Source organism: Marinococcus sp. LNSP9103-4, assembly GCF_056034345.1.
The window spans coordinates 46,904-60,991 of record NZ_JBQLIA010000001.1 but is presented as its reverse complement, the minus strand read 5'-3'; the positions used below and the strand labels follow the sequence as shown (position 1 = coordinate 60,991).

Sequence of the window (14,088 nt, the reverse complement as noted above, 5' to 3'; positions counted from 1 at the left end):
GAGGAAAACGAGTATGCGAGTCACCCAGCAGATGATGACCCAGCGGTCCAACGGCCATATCAGCCAGAGCTACGATCAGATGATGAACCTGCAGGACCAGCTGTCCACAGGTAAGAAAATCACCCGTGCCTCCCAGGACCCGGTCGTTGCCATGAACGGGATGCGTTACCGCTCCCAGGTCGGGGAGGTGGAGCAGTTTGAACGGAACGTCGGTGAAGCGCACAACTGGCTTGATTCGAGTGACGCCGCTCTCGGGGAAGCGACCCAGGTAATGCAGCGGGTGCGCGAGCTCGTTACCCAGGCGTCGAACGACACGTATGAAGGCGAACAGCGCGGCAATATCGCCAAAGAAATCAGCGAGCTGAAGGAACAGCTGATCAGCTCCGCCAACACGAAGGTCGGCGACAAATACATTTTTAACGGCTCCAATACGACGAATCCGCCGATTGACACGAATGCGACCGAAAACGGCGTAACGGTGAACAGCTTTACCGGCCACGGCGATGCGGTGGAGATGGAGCTCATGAAGGGCATTAACATCGAGGTGAGCTCCACGCCGGGCGGGGTATTTAACGAGCAGTTGTTTGCCGAACTCGAACAGCTGCAGGCCGATCTGGAAAATCCAGATACGACCGGTGAGGATTTGCAGGAATATCTGGGTACGCTCGATAAGCAGATGAACACCATCGTGAATGAGCGGGCCGAACTCGGCGCGCGCTCGAACCGGATTGAAATGATTGAAAGCCGGCTTGCCGATCAAAAGGTCATTTCCAACAAAATCATGTCCAACAACGAAGACGCCGATTTGGAAAAAGTCATTACCAATTTAACGAACCAGCAGACCGTGCACCAGGCAGCTCTCGCTTCGGCCGGACGGATCATGCAGACGACGCTTATGGACTTTTTAAGATAAAATTTTATAAAATGTGGGAAAATCTGTTTTATTATGAAGAGCGATTCAGTATACTGGTCTTTGTGACTGTCATCTGTTTCGCGTAGGCATTCAATTTACAAGGAGGCAGAGGAGTGGAAATCGAAACGAAGCATTTAGGTGCTGTCACAATTGAAGAAGAGGATATTACCCGTTTTCCGCAGGGTATTCCGGCGTTTGAAGACGAACGGGACTTTGTTTTTCTTCCGTTCGACGACAGCGGCAGCCTGTTTATTATGCAGTCCGTGCAACACGCGCACATTGCGTTTATTACCGCCGACCCGTTCGTGTTTTTCCCGGACTATGAGCTTGAAGTACCGGACGCAGTCACGGAACAGCTGCATATCGAAAACCCGGAGCAGGTACTTGTCTATGTCACACTGACGCTTGCAAACACACTCGAAGAAAGTACGGCGAATCTGCAGGCACCGCTGATTATTAACGTCGAACAGAAGCTCGGCAAGCAGTGGCCGATGGCACAGTCGCCGTACGAGACGAAGCATCTGCTGTTTCAGCGGATGCAGAAAGAAGGCACAGGATCATGTTAGTACTCACACGAAAGAAAAAAGAATCAATTCGTGTCGGGGATGATATAGCGATCACTGTACTCGGAATAGAAGGAGACCAGGTGAAGCTGGGTATCGATGCCCCGGAGCATATTGATATACACCGCCAGGAAGTATACGTTTCTATTCAGCAGGAAAACCGGCAGTCACTTGCGGGCGATATTACGCTTTTGCAGAAATTATCGGAAAATATCAAAAAATAATTAAATGGCTATTCATTCATTACATACAACTTACGAACTAATAAAAATACTAAAAAATATGGAAATGTATCTAAAAAATGAACATTAAGGAAAAATTATAGTTCTTTATTCATATTTATGATATAATTAATTTACGATAAGTGGAAAATGCCTAGGGTCATAGGGCTTCTTGTCGGGACCTGTGAAAAAAAGGTAGAATTTGTATACGGTCGTTCGAGTTCAGGGGATTGGTTGTCCTGCTGCAGTTTACAGAGAGAAATCAACAGACAAAAACGCAGAGGGCATGCTTGGGGAAAGTGTGTTCAACAAAAAAAACATCACTTTCGGTGAGGTCTCAGGAGGAATACATAATGGCCAGGACTTACAGTCGCAACATCCCGGGAAGCAGGGTACCGATTTTATTTATCGACCTGCAGGGATCAGAAGTATTGCCGCAGGCAGCAGAATCAATGGGGAAGCTGGCTGTGCGCACGAATGGGGAAGAGTGGACCACGCTCATGCAGCGAGGTCTGCAGAAGGACACGCTTTATTACACAGCGTGCAGTGATTTGGATGCGTTTGTGCGTCTGCAGGAAGCGAAACGGGTCGGGTCCGCGTGCAGGATTGGTGTGAACCTGCCGGAGCGGCTCAGACACCTGGTGGATGAATTCATCTGCCAGGACGTGACGATGCTTCTTGCCGCCGAGCGCGACGAAGACGACTGGCGCAAGCATTTTATGCGCGCCACGCAGTTTCAGACGTACATCGACCCGGTGTTTCAGCCGCAGGTCGTTGAACGGTACCGCCGCATGAACCAGCTTCAGGAAGAACCCCCCGAACAGCAGCTCGAACTCGACGTGCATAAAGCACGCGGCACGCTGTCCGAAGCAGAAATCCGGATTTTGGAAAAAATCCTCGAAGGCAAAAGCAACCGCAAAATTGCCGAGGAATGCTTTCTGGCCGTCGCCACCGTGAACAACCACGTCAGTCACCTGACGAAAAAAATGCAGGCCAACGACCGCACGCACACCATTAAGCGCGCGATCGAAGAAAACTGGGTCGAGTTTATTACGTGATAGAAAAGCGGAGGGCCGCCGCTTAGGAGTCTCGTACGGCTGACCACGCCCTGCCTGGACTTGTTGTCAAACAAGGAAAGCAGGGCAGGGTCAACGGAACGAGCGACTGCGGACCAAAGCTAGACATCATGAAAAGTGGAACCCCCCTTAATGTAAGGAAGTTCGATGAAAGACGTCACTTACGTGACACCATCGAACTGACCTGCTTCGCAGGCCCCAGACGGCTGGTGTAAACCTGGCTGGAAGCGTCGACAGACGGTGAAGCCAGGGTATAGCCAATGGACTGGACGGCTGGGTGGCGTAGCTTGACAGCGCGAATCTGCCGCTTGAGTCTATGTTAAATAACCCGAGGGTTCAAGCGGCGGAATTCACGCACCAAAAAATGCCGTGCTCTATATTTCAGCACGGCATGACTTTTAGTATTATTGGCGAACATGCTGACGCAGCCTTGAAACTACTTCTTAGGCTCATAGCTAGACAGCAACGTCGCTGAACTTTTTAGGCATTATACTTTTCTAACCAAGCAAACATCAACAGAGCGGGAGCCCCTATACTCCTTGCTCTGTTTTTTTGCTTTTTAAGCGGTAAACATGCTCTGGCAGTGGCCGGTACGGAACAACTGCTGCTGGATCATAAAAGTACTCGCTTTTGTCGGAAGCGATGTACCGTCGGTAAACTGAATCAATGTACCGTCATCGGAAGTAACAAACTGACCGGGCTGCACATGGTTATAAAAAATCCAGATGTTTTCCGGATCGCGCAGCGATGAAATCGGAAACGCATAAATGCCTTCCGATGGATTCACGGGCACCGGCAGCTTCTTGCGGATATGTAAGTAATGCTTCACCGCTTCGCTCCGTCCTTCAAAAGAAGATCCTCCCCGCAGACACCCTCGTTTAATAATAGCCGTCGGCGTACACGAAGCCGGAATACGAGCCCCGTCCTTCTCCCATATAATACTTTTCGCATCTCCTTCAAAATTTGGCACAATCGCCATCGTGTTTTCATTTACTTCGTACTCGTCTAACACCATTGTTTTCTGCATAGTTTAGCACCTCTGATTAAATGTATTCCACAACTATTCTGTCTGTAAATAAGTATACGAATGCTATGTGAAAATAACTAGTACTTTTTGCATAATATAACTAAAAGAATATTTTAGAGAAATTTATAGAAAAAGCTAAAACTTTCTTTTGACTAGACGATACTATGTTTAGCGAGAAAGTTTATGAAAGAAGAGGCCTCTTACATGATTAACATGATCGCGCTGTTTTACAAGGATGTAAAATACATTATTTCATGGAGGAAATAAAATGATCATTAATCATAACTTAGGTGCAATGAATGCCCATCGTCAATTAGGAGCTAATCAAAGCGATATGAGTAATTCTATGGAAAAGCTCTCTTCTGGTCTCCGGATTAATCGTGCTGGAGATGACGCAGCGGGTCTTGCGATCAGTGAAAAAATGCGTGGCCAGATTCGGGGTTTGGAACAGGCAAACCGTAATGCACAAGATGGTGTATCACTCATTCAAACGGCTGAAGGGGCCTTAAACGAAACTCACAGTATTCTACAGCGTATGCGGGAACTTGCTGTTCAGTCATCTAACGACACAAATACTGAGAGCGATCGAGGCGAACTTCAAAAAGAAATGAATGAGTTGATTGATGAAATTGACCGCATCTCTGGCAATACAGAATTTAATACACAAAAATTGTTAGAGGGCGATGGAAGCGCTGAAACTAGCACAAGTTTCAACTTTCATATTGGGGCTAACTCTGAACAGAATATAACTTTGGAAATTAATGCAATGGGCGCAGATTCTATTGGTACTTCAGATGCCGGTGCTATAACAGCAAGTGTAAGTTCGTTGAAAGACACTGGGTTTGCGGACCAGGGGTCTTCCGACGACGCTATTACAGTTATTAACGATGCGATTGAACAGGTCTCTGCAGAACGTTCGAAATTGGGAGCTTACCAAAACCGTTTAGATCATACTATTAATAATCTTGGTACTTCTGCAGAAAACTTACAGTCTGCTGAGTCTCGTATTCGTGATGTAGACATGGCGAAAGAAATGATGAACATGACGAAAAATAACATTCTTTCCCAAGCTTCGCAGTCTATGCTGGCACAAGCGAATCAACAGCCACAATCTGTACTGCAACTCTTACAATAAAGTATAAAATATCTATCATTGTTCATCTAGCCTCTTATCTATTAATGATAAGGGGCTTTTGTGAATGAAAAATTATAATTCTTGTTAAACATATGATTTTAGTTACCGATATTAAGTATGTAAAAGCCAAAAGGTCTTTTGCATTCACAAGGACGTGGATAGATTTTAAATTCAAGGAGGAAAAAACATGATTATTAACAACAACATCGGTGCTATGAATGCGCACCGCCAAATGGGAGCTAACCAAGAAGCTCAAGGGAACTCGATGGAGAAACTGTCTTCGGGAATGAGAATCAACCGTGCTGGTGACGATGCAGCAGGGCTCGCGATCAGTGAAAAAATGCGTGGGCAAATTCGTGGACTTGAGCAAGCAGATCGCAATGCTCAAGATGGTGTTTCTATGATTCAGACAGCTGAAGGTGCTTTGAATGAAACACACAGTATTTTGCAAAGAATGCGAGAGCTTTCTGTTCAATCTTCAAATGATACAAATACAGAAACAGATCGTGAAGAATTGCAAAAAGAGTTTGATGAGCTAGTTGATGAAGTAGACCGAATTGCTGGAGATACTGAATTTAACACCCAAAGTTTACTAGGTGGCGGAGAAACGGATGGAGATCCTGCTTCATTCGAATTTCAAATCGGTGCCAATGAAGGTCAAGCAATGACATTAGAAATCAATGCTATGGATTCAGAATCTATTGGTACAGATGAGACGGACACAATTAACAGTTTGAGGAGTGGGGACGGAGCTGTTGACGGAGCGTTGACTTCTCAAGAAGATGCTGATGCGGCCATTACTATAATAAATGATGCTATTGAGCAGGTTTCAAGTGAAAGATCCAAGCTAGGTGCGAACCAAAATCGTTTAGAGCATACTATTAATAATCTTGGCACGTCGGCTGAAAACTTACAGTCAGCTGAATCGCGTATTCGTGATGTAGATATGGCGAAAGAAATGATGGATAACACGAAAAATAATATTCTTTCCCAAGCTTCCCAGTCAATGCTCGCTCAAGCAAACCAACAGCCACAGCAAGTGCTTCAACTACTTCAGTAATAAATACACCCTGAGGCTCCGGTTTTGCCGGAGTCTCTTTTTATATTTCTTCATAGAAAGGAGGTGATGGTATCGATGTCGGCAGTGTTTCAATCATAAGTAGTCAACTGCAGGCGCAGGAGCAGGCGAACATATCGCTCATGCGCCAGTCGATGGAGACAGCGTCGAAGCAGAGCACCGAGCTGCTCGATGACATGGCTGGCGGCAACAAGGCCGGGACGATGCAGAGCGTCGTTTCGGGCAAAGGCCAGTCGATCGACGTAAAGGGATAGGGATCATCCCAGGAGGAGGTAGGCGGGAGATGGATGTTTCTATTCGATCAGCCGGGGGCGAAGGAGCTTCGCCAAAGCGGGAGGCAGGCGTTATGGATGCTTCGAAAGTAACGCCGAACGAATTGGTGGCAGCAGAAACCAATTCTGCGCTCCACGTGACAAAGAAGGAAGTGGAAAAATCAGTCGAAACGTTGAGTGCGATGCTTGATCCACATTTAACACGGTTGAAGTTCAACGTGCACGAAGACACCGACCGCGTGTACGTGCAGGTGATCGACCGCGAAACAGAGGAGGTTGTGCGGGAAATCCCGCCCGAATCGCTTCTTGATTTTAACGCTTCAATCCTTCGTCAGGCCGGGCTGCTGGTAAACGAAAAAGGATGAATGAAAAGCGTCTTCCTAAAGGGAAGGCGTTTTTTATGAAATAATAATTAGTTTTATTACAGAAATATCAAAAAAACTATGCTATAAATCATGATATAAAATGTTATTTTAGATTGTAATTTTATGTAATCCATTATATTATTTAATTAGGACTAATTTAACAATTTTTCTTTTTTCATTTATGTTTTTGTGTTGAAAACATTTTAAAGGAGGAAAAACCCATGGCTTTAGACAGGATTCGAAGAGTTGGTTCAATGCGTGAAATGGAAAGCGTAACTGATGATTTTGTCACAATGGGGTATGAAGTAATTTCTCGTGGGGAATCTACAATAAGAATGCGCCAGCACGGAGGCTGGGGTTCTCTGGGTGGCCACCTTATTGTTGGTTTATTAACTGTTTGGTGGTCGTTTGGAATAGGGAATTTAGTTTATGCAATCTACAAGCGATACAGCGGAGAAAAGGTTCTTCTTAAATTAGAAGTGTTAGATAAAGAAGCGTAGAAACTGAATAATAAATTTTTACGCTTTTAAAGAAAGACGTTGGGATTCTTTAGAATTAACAAATAATTAATAATAAAATTTTCCGCTGATAAAATGATATACGATTTTCCCTGCGCCTACCCATTGGGATAAGCGCTTTTTTCATTCTTCCTCCCGATACTTCCGGAACTTCCGGACGGTATTAACACAGAGAAGTAGGGCAATAGCCGCCACACTTACCTTGCTGACCATACTCGGAGGCTCTCCTGCAGATAGACCGTCGATGCCGATCAGCATCGCAAACATCATAGCAAAGTTGCCAAGAATACTCGAGATCAAATTCCAGTGCTCATCCACAAACATGCGGGAATACATACAATTCTCCTTCCTTACTTTTCCATTTACCGTGTAGTTTTATACTAACATACCGGGAAAATGTGCTACGATGATTGCAGTACCGAAAGGAGGAAGACTGCATGAACACAAACGGAGTCCAGTCCGTCGACCGCGCCCTCCGCATTATTGATCTGCTCGCAGAAGCTACGGAGGGTTTGGGCGTGACAGAGATTGCGAACCGCCTCGATGTGGCCAAAAGCACCGTGCACCGGTTATTGGCGTCGCTTCTGCAGAAGGGCTACGTGAAGCAGGGACGCGGGCGCGACGTGTATACGCTCGGGTTCGCCTTCATGGAAATGGGCGAACGGGTGGCGGAATCGATCGACGTGCGAAAAGCCGCTTCGGCCGTCCTCCACGATCTGGCCCAGGCCACGGCGAGCACAGTGCACCTCGTGCAGCTCGAAGGCGCCCAGGTCGTTTACATTGATAAAGTGGAAACGTACGCGCGGCTGCGCCTGTTTTCCCGCGTGGGCCGTAAAGCGCCGCTCTACTGCACCGGCGTCGGCAAAGCGCTGCTTGCGTTTCAGCCTCCGCACGTGCAGGAAAAGCTGGTGGACGCGCAGGAGATGATACGCCACACCCCGCACACCATTACGTCTAAAGAAGCGATGACGGTCGAGCTGAAACAAATCGCGGAAGAGGGTATATCCTATGACCGGGAGGAGCACGAGCTCGGCGTTACCTGTGTGGCGGCTCCGATCTTTGATTTCCACCGGCGGGCGGTGGCGGCGGTGAGTGTAACGATGCCGCATATGAATGCAGAAACAATCGACTGGGAAACAACCGTACAGCAGGTGCAGCGGGCGGCGGCAGCCATATCACGGGAGCTCGGCCATTAAAAAGAACGCTTTCAATCTGCTGCGCGCTCTGCTACACTGTAAGCAGTAATTTCCGTAAGAAACTTTCTTTTTAATCATAATACGGAACATTGTTCCTTAATAAGGAACAAAAGGAGGCCGAACGGCTATGAGTATTATTCAGACGATTGAACAGGAGAAAATAGTGCCGATCATCCGCAGCAGTGATAAAACGCAGCTGCAGCAGGTAATTGAATCGTTATATGCGGGCGGGGCCCGCGTACTCGAGGTGACGATGAACACGCCGGGAGCGCTTGCGGCGATTGAATGGGCAAAAGCGACCCACAGCGATCTGCATGTCGGTGCCGGGACGGTGCTCGATGCGGAATCCGCGCGCACGGCGATTTTATCTGGCGCGGAATTTCTACTTGCGCCGACGCTCGACGTTAAAACAATTGAAACAGGCAGCCGCTACGGCGTTCCGGTCATTCCGGGTGTGCTCACGCCGACTGAAATTCTGCAGGCAACCGAAGCCGGCGCGGAAATGGTGAAGGTTTTCCCAATACGCGCGTTCGGGGCCTCCTATTTGAAGGATGTGCACGGGCCACTCCCGCACGTACGTGCGATGGCAGTCGGCGGTGTGTCGCTTGATAACATGCAGGAGTACCTGCAGCAAGGCTGGCACGCGGTCGGTCTTGGCAGCCAGGTGGTGGACCCGAAAGCGATTGAGCGCGGGGACATGAAGCAGCTGACCCATAATATGGAAAAAGCCCGCGGCATTCTCCGGGAGGGAGGCGGAAGCCAATGAATGTGATTGTAATCGACGGTGGCACGACCAACACGCGCCTTCGGGTCGTGGATACCGAAACGCTTGAGGTTAAAAAGCGCATATCGCTCGATCAAGGCGTGCGCAACCAGGCAATGGAGCAGGATTTTTCGCTTCTGGAGCGGCTAATCGATAACGAGCTCGACACGCTGGCTTCGCAGTTTACGTTCCGGGACGTGATCGGCTACGGCATGCTGACGGCGAACATCGGGATGCGCGAAGTGCCCCACGCCCCGTCGCCGCTCACAATGGAGGAGCTCGCCGAACGGACGGTGCACGAGCGCTACTATGCGCGGCGCTGGCACTGGATCACCGGTATGAAAAACGGCGAAGAGCCGGTGGATGTGATGCGGGGCGAAGAGGTTGAAGCATTCGGCATGCTGCGCCATACGCCGGCTGAAGGCAGCGGCCTGATCATTCTGCCGGGCTCTCATACCAAATACATCTGCGTCGAAGACGGCTCACGGCTGCTCAGCTGCACGTCCACCCTGGCCGGAGAAACGCTCTCGGCACTGCGGACATCTACAATTTTATCCGATTCGGTCGGTCCGAAGCTCGTGGAATCGCTCGAGCCGGAGGTGCTGATGGAGGGGTGGGATCTGGCAGAAACGGAAGGGTTCACACGGGCGGCGTACTACGTGCGTCTGCGTCACCTGTTTGCTGACTACACCGAAAACGCACGGGCGAACCTGCTGCTCGGCGCCGTATTGTACGAGGATATGAAAGCATTCGAGCACGCCGCTGACGGTGCCGGATGGATATATCTCGGCGGTCACGGAGCGATGCAGGAGGCGTACCGGCACGTGCTCGAGCAGAAACAGAAACGTCCGGTCCACGTCTTTACGAAGCACGATCTTGAAAAAGCGTCACTGCAGGGAGCTCTGCAGCTGGCAAATATCGAACAGACGAAAGGGGAATCCCGATGAAAATCCGATCCTACGAACTATTTCAGGTGCCGCCACGGTGGCTGTTTCTAAAAATTACGACTGATGATGGCCTTGAAGGCTGGGGCGAGCCGATTGTGGAAGGAAGGGCAGCTTCGGTCAAAGCGGCCGTTGATGAACTGATGGAATACATGATCGGGGAGGACCCGATGCGGATCGAAGACCACTGGAACAAGCTGTACCGCTCCGGCTTCTACCGCGGGGGACCGATTCATATGAGCGCGCTTGCCGGCATCGACCAGGCGCTCTGGGACATTAAGGGCAAGTTCTACAACGCCCCAATTTACGACCTGATGGGCGGTGCCTGCCGTGATAACATTAACATCTATTCCTGGATCGGCGGCGACCGTCCGAGTGATGTCGGTGCTGCAGCGAAGGAAACCGTGGATTCCGGCTTCCGGGCAATTAAAATGAACGGCACGGAGGAAATGCAGTACATTGATACATTCGATAAGGTTGAAGAAGCGGTTGCCCGGGTGGCGGCTGTGCGGGAAGCGGTCGGCACGGGCGTCGGCATCGGCATAGACTTCCACGGGCGCGTGCACCGGCCGATGGCGAAGGTGATCGCCAAGGAGCTTGAGCCGTACCATCCGATGTTTATCGAAGAGCCGGTACTGACCGAAAACATGGAGGCCCTGCAGGAACTGCGCCAGCATACGCACATTCCGATTGCGACCGGCGAACGCATGTATTCGCGCTGGGATTTCAAAAATATCCTGGCGAACGGATGGGTCGATATTATCCAGCCCGATCTGTCGCACGCCGGCGGAATCACCGAAGGCAAAAAAATCGCTACTATGGCAGAAGCCTACGACGTGGCGCTTGCGCCGCACTGTCCGCTCGGCCCGATTGCGCTTGCGGCCTGCCTGCAGGTGGACGCGACGAGCCACAATGCGTTCATTCAGGAGCAGAGCCTCGGCATTCACTACAACCAGAGCAACGACCTGCTTGATTACATTGAAGACAAGAGCGTGTTTGCCTATGAGGACGGCGCGGTGAAAATGCCGCAGGGACCGGGTCTTGGCATCACGATCAACGAAGACTACGTGCGCGAGCGCGCGAAGGAAAGCCACAACTGGAAAAATCCGGTGTGGAGGCATAAAGACGGCACGATTGCCGAGTGGTAAACAAAGGATCCAGCACGCTCTCACGGGAGAGTATGCTGGATCTTTTTATTCCTCGCGCAGAAAGTCGGTGATACATGCGAGCAGGTGCGCCGGTGTGTCCTCCTGCACGAGATGACCGGCGCCCGGAATGAGTTCCAGGCGGGAGCCCGGTATGGCAGCATGCAGCGTATGGGCGCGGTCCACCGGAATCCAGGCATCGTTTTCGCCCCACACAATCAAGGCAGGAGCAGAAACATCACCGTATAGGAATTCAATCTCGTCAGTGTATTTTTGGTCAGCCTGCGCCATCTGCCGGTAAAAGGCGTGCTGGCCGTCAGCACCGAGCCACGGTGCTTTAATGCCCGCGAGCGTTTCCGCCGGCATCGGTTTATAGGCAGCGCCCTGCACATAGGCTTCAGTCATCGCTTCGTGAATGAAGGCCGGAATGCCCTGAAAGGCTTCCATATGACTCGCCACGTGGGTAAAAAACGAAGAGCCCCATGGTGCCACGGCGACGGGGTCGATCAGAATTATTTTTTGAAACGGGCGTTCGTTTAACAGATGAGTACGGAGCACGGTCGTGCCGCCAAAGTCATGGCCGATAATAATAGGGTCATCAAGGCCCCAGGCGTTCAGCAGCTCGTCCAGGATCTGGTTCTGCACGCCGAGCGAAACGTCCTGCCCGTCACGCTTTTCCGACTGCCCGTATCCAAGCAGGTCATAGTAGTAGACGGTGTATGAGCGCTCGAGGGCAGGGATCAGGTGGCGCCAGTTGAACGACGACCACGGCGTGCCGTGGACGAGCACGAGCGGCGGGCCGCTCCCCTGCACGTCGTAACGGATATTTCCATACGCGGTGTGGGTTTCTTTTGTTAAGCTCCAGTGCTGCATGAAAACTCACCCCTTTGAAGTTTTTAATGCTTTTTGGATGCCAAGGAGACATATACCAGTGCCGGCACCGAGCCATACCATGGCAGCGAGAAACACGAAGCTGAGAGCCGTGATGGGGTTTGAAGCTTCCCACCAGCCGTAGGCAGCTGCAACGGCAGCAGCCAGCAGAAGAAGCACACAAAAAATAGTCACGACAAGTTTTGGGCGCCGTCGGTTACGGGCGAGCAGCCGGCTGAATACAACTAGAAGCGCAGCGGTTAAAAAGACTGCGCCCATTACGCCGTAATGCTGAAACCATTCCATGATCATTCCTCCATAGCGTTTAGTTGTCGAGTGCCTTGTTCACCGCTTCGAGGGCGTGGACGCGGGTCGTATCGATCACCGGCAGTTCCGTATCCTCCGAAGTGATCAGCATGCCGAGCTCCGTGCAGCCTAAAACGATACCCTCTGCCCCGTTCTCCCGCAGCTGCGTCATTACCTCGAGCATATAGCTTTTGGATACTGGGCGGATGATACCGTGGCAGAGCTCGTCAAAAATAATGCGGTTGATTTCTGCGCGTGCATCGATACCGGGGACCGTGACCCCGAGCCCTGCTGCCTGAAGGCCGCCCGTGTAAAACGTTTCCTCCATCGTATATCTGGTGCCGAGCAGCCCAATGCGGGTGAGGTTCTGCCGCCGGATATCACGAGCGGCTGCTTCAGCAATGTGCAGGACCGGCACATGTATGTACGATTCGATTATTTCGATGACTTTGTGCATCGTATTGGTACAGAGAACGATAAAGTCGGCGCCGCCCCGTTCAAGAGCTTCGGCCGCTTTCCCAAGTTGTTCTCCGGCAGCTTTCCAGCTCCCCGCGGCCTGCATTTGTTCAATCTCTTCAAAGTCGACGCTGTACAGGAGACACCGGGCCGAATGCAGGCGGCCGAGCCGGCGGTTTACCTCCTCATTAACCAGCTGATAGTACAGGGCGGAGGACTCCCAGCTCATGCCTCCGAGCAGCCCGATAGTTTGCATAGCCTTCACTCCTTTTCCAACGGTGTTTTTTCTGCCGTTACGTGCTTAATATTATCATTTTTTTACGCTTAATTTGCGCGCTATACAAACTATGTTATGATTAAGGTATCAGTAAATAGCTTTAGTATAAAAATGGAAACTGGATTTTAGCTCAAGGCGGTCAGCATTATGGACAAAAGCGCCATTCAATGCGCTGCATGCAGATGAAGCGATATTTTGGCTTATACGAATGATCATATACGATAAACGAGAGCCTGAAAAGCCTGTGTCTGTATTTCTGCGACCCGAGCTTTGAATAATTAGAAATACTTCTTAAGACAGAGTGGGCGGGAATCTTCAGACATTAGCGCTGACAGATAAGCTGCAGGGATCAATACATCTCTGTGGTTTTTATATTCATATGTATTAAAGACCGACCAGTCCGATTGCCAGCATACAATATAATACACCGGCAGTAGTTGAAAAGAAGAACGCTTTTCTTCGCAGCCAGTACTAAGAAGGCTTCTTAGTGCTGGCTTTTTATCTGCCGGACCAAATTTTATAGAAAAGAGGCTGAAACAATGACTGCTCCTTCGTTTATATACTGCTACAGCTCAAAAGAACGCGAAGTAATTGCCGGCCGGCGTGAGGACATGAACATAGACGGATGGAAGCAGAAAGGATACACGATCGTAGAATGCAGTAATGAAGAGGAATTGTACGAAGGTGTAAAAGAGTTTCAGGCAAATGAATGGATTGTCACTATTATGTCGAACCTCTCGCTGTTTGAAAGATTTCTGCGCGAATCGTCCGCCGTAACAGAAAGCAGAGATGAAAACAGGTAAACAAGCGTACCGTGCCTTCAGCGAGACAAATGAAGTGGCAGGGTCCGGGGGAACCGGGCAGCCTCTCATTTAAGCATGAGGATAGACAAACAGTGGTACTGGTGCTATGTTCGGTTTAATTAAAGATAAAAAAACTCTTTAATATCTTTATTAAATAATA

At 49.8% G+C, this 14,088-nt stretch carries 19 protein-coding genes; 14 read left to right on the top strand and 5 right to left on the bottom strand.

Going from position 1 to position 14,088, the window contains the following annotated elements:
* The first annotated feature begins 13 nt into the window (after positions 1–13).
* From flgL to ACTRXG_RS00305, 4 genes are all read left to right on the top strand, one after another.
* Entirely contained in the window at positions 14–913 is a 900-nt protein-coding gene (flgL, locus tag ACTRXG_RS00320; protein ID WP_474283462.1) for a flagellar hook-associated protein FlgL, read from the top strand.
* Positions 914–1,026: 113 nt separating this feature from the next.
* Positions 1,027–1,479, top strand: coding sequence for a flagellar assembly protein FliW (gene fliW, locus ACTRXG_RS00315; protein ID WP_474283460.1), 453 nt, complete (start codon positions 1,027–1,029; stop codon positions 1,477–1,479).
* Complete coding sequence (gene csrA / locus ACTRXG_RS00310; protein WP_022793397.1) at positions 1,473–1,700, top strand: carbon storage regulator CsrA; 228 nt, start codon at positions 1,473–1,475, stop codon at positions 1,698–1,700. The genes fliW and csrA overlap by 7 nt, the downstream gene beginning before the upstream one ends.
* Positions 1,701–2,050: 350 nt before the next feature.
* The gene (locus ACTRXG_RS00305; protein ID WP_474283458.1) at positions 2,051–2,755 is read left to right on the top strand and encodes a response regulator transcription factor; all 705 of its coding nucleotides are present in this window, start codon (positions 2,051–2,053) and stop codon (positions 2,753–2,755) included.
* Between the two features lie 577 nt (positions 2,756–3,332).
* Here the strand turns inward: ACTRXG_RS00305 and ACTRXG_RS00300 are convergent.
* Complete coding sequence (locus ACTRXG_RS00300; protein ID WP_474283456.1) at positions 3,333–3,800, bottom strand: competence protein ComK; 468 nt, start codon at positions 3,798–3,800, stop codon at positions 3,333–3,335.
* 268 nt (positions 3,801–4,068) lie between these two features.
* Between ACTRXG_RS00300 and hag (ACTRXG_RS00295) the strand changes: the two genes are divergently transcribed.
* The 5 genes from hag (ACTRXG_RS00295) (at position 4,069) to ACTRXG_RS00275 (ending at position 7,150) form a co-directional block, all read left to right on the top strand.
* On the top strand, positions 4,069–4,935 hold the full coding sequence (gene hag, locus ACTRXG_RS00295) for a flagellin Hag (RefSeq protein WP_474283454.1): 867 nt from the start codon (positions 4,069–4,071) through the stop codon (positions 4,933–4,935).
* Positions 4,936–5,122: 187 nt separating this feature from the next.
* Positions 5,123–5,995, top strand: coding sequence for a flagellin Hag (gene hag / locus ACTRXG_RS00290; RefSeq protein WP_474283452.1), 873 nt, complete (start codon positions 5,123–5,125; stop codon positions 5,993–5,995).
* Between the two features lie 71 nt (positions 5,996–6,066).
* Positions 6,067–6,267, top strand: a complete 201-nt coding sequence (locus ACTRXG_RS00285; RefSeq protein WP_474283765.1) for a putative motility protein — start codon at positions 6,067–6,069, stop codon at positions 6,265–6,267.
* Positions 6,268–6,296: 29 nt separating this feature from the next.
* Entirely contained in the window at positions 6,297–6,650 is a 354-nt protein-coding gene (locus tag ACTRXG_RS00280; protein WP_474283450.1) for a flagellar protein FlaG, read from the top strand.
* Positions 6,651–6,871: 221 nt separating this feature from the next.
* Positions 6,872–7,150: a DUF8108 domain-containing protein gene (locus tag ACTRXG_RS00275; protein WP_474283448.1), complete on the top strand. Its 279-nt coding sequence runs from the start codon at positions 6,872–6,874 to the stop codon at positions 7,148–7,150.
* 141 nt (positions 7,151–7,291) lie between these two features.
* On the opposite strand, the gene ACTRXG_RS00270 is transcribed toward ACTRXG_RS00275, so the two are convergent.
* Positions 7,292–7,504 carry a hypothetical protein gene (locus tag ACTRXG_RS00270; protein ID WP_474283446.1) on the bottom strand — a complete coding sequence of 71 codons (213 nt, stop codon included), beginning with the start codon at positions 7,502–7,504 and terminating at the stop codon, positions 7,292–7,294.
* Positions 7,505–7,605: 101 nt separating this feature from the next.
* Between ACTRXG_RS00270 and ACTRXG_RS00265 the strand changes: the two genes are divergently transcribed.
* The 4 genes from ACTRXG_RS00265 to dgoD all read left to right on the top strand — a co-directional run bounded on the left by ACTRXG_RS00265 (position 7,606) and on the right by dgoD (position 11,219).
* Complete coding sequence (locus ACTRXG_RS00265) at positions 7,606–8,364, top strand: IclR family transcriptional regulator (protein WP_474283444.1); 759 nt, start codon at positions 7,606–7,608, stop codon at positions 8,362–8,364.
* Between the two features lie 127 nt (positions 8,365–8,491).
* On the top strand, positions 8,492–9,130 hold the full coding sequence (locus tag ACTRXG_RS00260) for a bifunctional 4-hydroxy-2-oxoglutarate aldolase/2-dehydro-3-deoxy-phosphogluconate aldolase (protein ID WP_474283442.1): 639 nt from the start codon (positions 8,492–8,494) through the stop codon (positions 9,128–9,130).
* Positions 9,127–10,074, top strand: a complete 948-nt coding sequence (locus ACTRXG_RS00255; protein WP_474283440.1) for a 2-dehydro-3-deoxygalactonokinase — start codon at positions 9,127–9,129, stop codon at positions 10,072–10,074. Before ACTRXG_RS00260 ends, ACTRXG_RS00255 begins: the two co-directional genes overlap by 4 nt.
* The gene (gene dgoD / locus ACTRXG_RS00250; protein ID WP_474283438.1) at positions 10,071–11,219 is read left to right on the top strand and encodes a galactonate dehydratase; all 1,149 of its coding nucleotides are present in this window, start codon (positions 10,071–10,073) and stop codon (positions 11,217–11,219) included. Before ACTRXG_RS00255 ends, dgoD begins: the two co-directional genes overlap by 4 nt.
* Before the next feature lie 45 nt (positions 11,220–11,264).
* Here dgoD and ACTRXG_RS00245 read toward each other — a convergent pair whose 3' ends face one another.
* Genes ACTRXG_RS00245 through ACTRXG_RS00235 form a run of 3 tightly spaced genes read right to left on the bottom strand, consistent with a single transcriptional unit; the run spans position 11,265 to position 13,104 of the window.
* Complete coding sequence (locus ACTRXG_RS00245; protein ID WP_474283436.1) at positions 11,265–12,089, bottom strand: alpha/beta fold hydrolase; 825 nt, start codon at positions 12,087–12,089, stop codon at positions 11,265–11,267.
* Positions 12,090–12,095: 6 nt separating this feature from the next.
* A complete protein-coding gene (locus ACTRXG_RS00240; protein WP_474278308.1) occupies positions 12,096–12,392 on the bottom strand; it encodes a hypothetical protein in 297 nt (98 codons plus the stop codon).
* 19 nt (positions 12,393–12,411) lie between these two features.
* Positions 12,412–13,104 carry an aspartate/glutamate racemase family protein gene (locus ACTRXG_RS00235; RefSeq protein ID WP_474283434.1) on the bottom strand — a complete coding sequence of 231 codons (693 nt, stop codon included), beginning with the start codon at positions 13,102–13,104 and terminating at the stop codon, positions 12,412–12,414.
* A 560-nt stretch (positions 13,105–13,664) separates the two neighbouring features.
* Between ACTRXG_RS00235 and ACTRXG_RS00230 the strand changes: the two genes are divergently transcribed.
* Positions 13,665–13,928: a hypothetical protein gene (locus ACTRXG_RS00230; protein ID WP_474263144.1), complete on the top strand. Its 264-nt coding sequence runs from the start codon at positions 13,665–13,667 to the stop codon at positions 13,926–13,928.
* Positions 13,929–14,088 lie beyond the last annotated feature (160 nt).